4 protein-coding genes are annotated in these 3,406 nt (G+C 71.9%); 3 read left to right on the top strand and 1 reads right to left on the bottom strand.

Annotation, left to right across the window (positions count from 1 at the left end):
- On the top strand, positions 1-246 hold a 246-nt coding region (locus ABZZ17_RS39950; RefSeq protein WP_356884290.1), incomplete at its 5' end, for an adenosylhomocysteinase.
- 99 nt (positions 247-345) lie between these two features.
- Complete coding sequence (locus tag ABZZ17_RS39945; protein WP_356884288.1) at positions 346-978, top strand: hypothetical protein; 633 nt, start codon at positions 346-348, stop codon at positions 976-978.
- A gap of 4 nt (positions 979-982) precedes the next feature.
- Here ABZZ17_RS39945 and ABZZ17_RS39940 read toward each other — a convergent pair whose 3' ends face one another.
- The gene (locus ABZZ17_RS39940; protein ID WP_356884286.1) at positions 983-1,945 is read right to left on the bottom strand and encodes an RDD family protein; all 963 of its coding nucleotides are present in this window, start codon (positions 1,943-1,945) and stop codon (positions 983-985) included.
- Positions 1,946-2,055: 110 nt separating this feature from the next.
- Between ABZZ17_RS39940 and ABZZ17_RS39935 the strand changes: the two genes are divergently transcribed.
- On the top strand, positions 2,056-3,063 hold the full coding sequence (locus ABZZ17_RS39935; protein ID WP_356884284.1) for a stage II sporulation protein M: 1,008 nt from the start codon (positions 2,056-2,058) through the stop codon (positions 3,061-3,063).
- Positions 3,064-3,406 lie beyond the last annotated feature (343 nt).

The raw sequence follows: 3,406 nt of genomic DNA, 5'->3' as shown, positions 1-3,406 counted from the left end.
GGCCACCCGTCGTTCGTGATGTCGAACTCCTTCGCGGACCAGACCCTGGCCCAGATCGAGCTCTTCACCAAGCCGTCCGAGTACCCGACCGACGTCTACGTGCTGCCCAAGCACCTCGACGAGAAGGTCGCCCGCCTCCACCTCGACGCCCTCGGCGTCAAGCTCACCACCCTGCGCCCGGAGCAGGCCGCCTACATCGGCGTCAAGGTCGAGGGCCCGTACAAGCCCGACCACTACCGCTACTGATCACGGCCCCGATCAGCGGCGCAGGCTGAAAGCAGGCCCCCGGCACCCGTGCCGGGGGCCTGCCCCGTATCCCGAGCCCCCATCCCAGAAAGCCCGTCGATGCCACGCGGCCGGTACTCGCTCCACGATCCCCACGACCACGCCCCCCTCGGCGAGGAGCACTTCCACTGCGCGCCCGGCCCGTCCGGCTGGCGCTACGTCGCCCAGCTGACCCACCCCGACGGCGAACACCGCGGCTCCGTCGACCTCGCCGTCGACGAACTCGGCCGCCCCATCCGCCTGGAACTGAACGCCGGGGGCTGGCAGGTCCGCGGCGCCGCCATCGACGGCGTCACCTGGGTCCGCACCGACCCCACCGGCACCGAGGCCACCGAAGGCAACGTCCAGGCCCCCGGATTCACCGGCACCTCACCGGCCTTCCTCATCGCGACGTCCCGCCTGCTGCGCCTGGCCCCCGGCGCCCCCGCCACGCGCGTCCGCCTCGTCACCCTCACCGACCCGGTCCTCGCGGCCCGTACGGTCGACCAGGCCTGGGCCCTGCTGCGCCGCGAGGAGCACGCCACGGACAGCGGCCCGCTGCTGGTGGACGAGTACCAGGTGACCGCCCTGGACACCGGCGAGGTCCATACCGTCCACATCGCGGGCGACGTCGTCCTCTCGGCGCCCGGCATCGAACTCGAACACCTGGAGACCCCGCCCTCCACCTTCGAGGACGCCCTCGGGGACGGGTAACCGCTCAGGCGGGCGGCGCGAACCCGGTCTTGGGCGCGGCCGCCACGGGAGGCACGAACGGCGCGACGGGAACCACCGGCGCGGCCGGCGGAACGTACGGCGCCGCCGGCGGGGCCACGGGCGGGAACACCGGCTGCTGCGCCCGTACCGGCGCCTCTGCTCGTACGTGTGCCGGTACGTGCGCCTGGGGCTGTGCCTGTGCCTGCGCCGCGTGTGCGGCCGCGCCGAAGGCCCGGGCCGCGTCCCGGGACTGCCGCTCGTGCACCACCGCCATCAGGAACGCGGCCGCGGGCACCCCGGCCGGCGGCGGCGTCCCGGTCCGGGCCACCACGTCGTCCGCGAGCCGCGCCGCCATCGCGGCGCCGGTCTGCGGGTCCAGCTGGTCCATCCGCGTCAGGTACTGCCGGATCGCGAGCCACAGCCCGTCCGGCACCGCCGACAGGTCCAGGGCCGAGAACCGTCCGGCCAGCCACGGCGGCGGCGGGGGCACCGGCATCACCCGCGCCCCCGGCACCCGCTCCCGGATCACCAGCGTCCCCGCGAACACGTCCCCGACCCGCCGGCCCCGTTCCGACACCAGCGAGGCGATGCAGGCCACCGTCCCGAAGGTCATCAGCAGCTCGACGACCCCCATGGCCCCGCGCACCAGCGCGTGCCGGAACCGGATCGGCCCGCCGTCCTCGCGCACCACCCGCAGCCCGCAGGCCAGCTTCCCCAGCGAACGCCCGTGGCTCAGCGTCTCCACGGCGATCGGCACACCGACCATCACCAGCAGGAAGTTCGCCACCGCCAGCGCCGCCTGGGCGGCATCGTCGAGGCCGGCCGTCGAGACGGCCAGAGTGATGGACACGGCGATGAAACCGGAGACGTACACGGCGAGGTCGAGCAGGATCGCCAGCGCCCGGCTCGGCAGCCTCGCGGTCCGCAGGCCCAGGACGACCGCGTCCCCCGTCACGAGATCGCTCACAAGCACACCTTTCACCGACCTGACCCGCCCCTGTGCGATCCAGTCTGCCAAGCTGACCACAGGAGAAGTAAGCCGAATCGGGTGGCCTGGGGCAGGGGAGCGGTAACCGGATGGATCTCGACGTCTTCGTGGTGGCCCACCAGGCGGAATGGGCCCGTCTGGAGCAGCTCCTCGGCCGCGGCCGGCGGCTCACCGGAGCGGAGGCCGACGAACTCGTCGCGCTCTACCAGCGCACCTCCACCCACCTCTCCCTCGTGCAGTCGAGCGCGCCCGACCCGATGCTGACGGGCCGCCTCACCCAGCTCGTCGCCCGCGCCCGCGCCACGGTGACGGGTACCCGGCGTGCGAGCTGGCGCGACGCGGCCCGCTTCTTCACCGAGGGGTTCCCGGCGGCGGTCTACCGCAGCCGGCGCTGGTGGATACCCACCGCACTGCTCTCCACCGCGCTCGGCGTGCTCATCGGCTGGTGGATAGCCACCCACCCCGAGGTCCAGGGCGCCATCGCCGCCCCGGCCGACCTCAAGGAGCTCACCCGGCCCGGCGGCGAGTACGAGACGTACTACTCCAGCCATCCGGCGGCCTCCTTCGCGGCCCAGGTCTGGACGAACAACGCCCAGGCCGCCGCGATCTGCCTGGTCCTGGGTGCGTTCCTGGGGATCCCCGTCCTCTGGATCCTCTTCCTGAACATGGCCAACCTGGGCGTCGGCATCGGTCTGATGAGCTCCGCCGGCCGCCTCGACGTCTTCCTCGGCCTGATCCTCCCGCACGGACTGCTCGAACTGACGGCCGTCTTCGTCGCCGCGGGCACCGGCCTGAAGCTGGGCTGGACCGTCATCGACCCGGGCCCCCGCACCCGCCGCACCGCCCTCGCCGAACAGGGCCGCGCCGCCCTCGGCATGGCCATCGGCCTGGCCCTGGTCCTGTTCGTCTCCGGCCTGATCGAGGGCTTCGTCACCCCCTCCGGCCTCCCCACCTGGGCCCGCATCGGCATCGGCATCGCCGCCGAGGCCGCCTTCCTCGTCTACGTGTACGTCCTGGGCGGCCGCGCCGCCCGCGCCGGCGAGGCCGGCGACGTCGAGGAAGCCGACCGCACGGCGACGCTCCCCACCGCCGCCTGATGTGCGTGGGGACCCGCTGAGCTGCTAGTCTCCTCGTCGTCCCGCAAACACCGTTGACACGGCAGACGCGGGGAGGTAGATTCGAACGGTTGCCTCGAACTGGACAAGTTCGGCAGTGATGGTTTAAAGTCTCATCTCGCCCCCAGGAATTGAATTCCAAGCGGGCACAATCGACTCCACATTCGGATCGTCGGAAGCCGGGAAATCCGGTGGAAAATCTCTGATAGAGTCGGAATCGCCGGAAAGGGAAAGCGCGAAAGCGCAGGACCTGGAAAGCACCGAGGAAATCGGGCCCGAAAGAGTCTGATAGAGTCGGAAACGCAAGAACACAGAACGAAAGCCC

Origin of the sequence: Streptomyces sp. NPDC006512, assembly GCF_040611935.1 — a bacterium.
Lineage (GTDB): Bacteria > Actinomycetota > Actinomycetes > Streptomycetales > Streptomycetaceae > Streptomyces.
The sequence above is the reverse complement of the archived record's forward strand: the minus strand, read 5'-3'. Positions and strand labels throughout refer to the sequence as shown.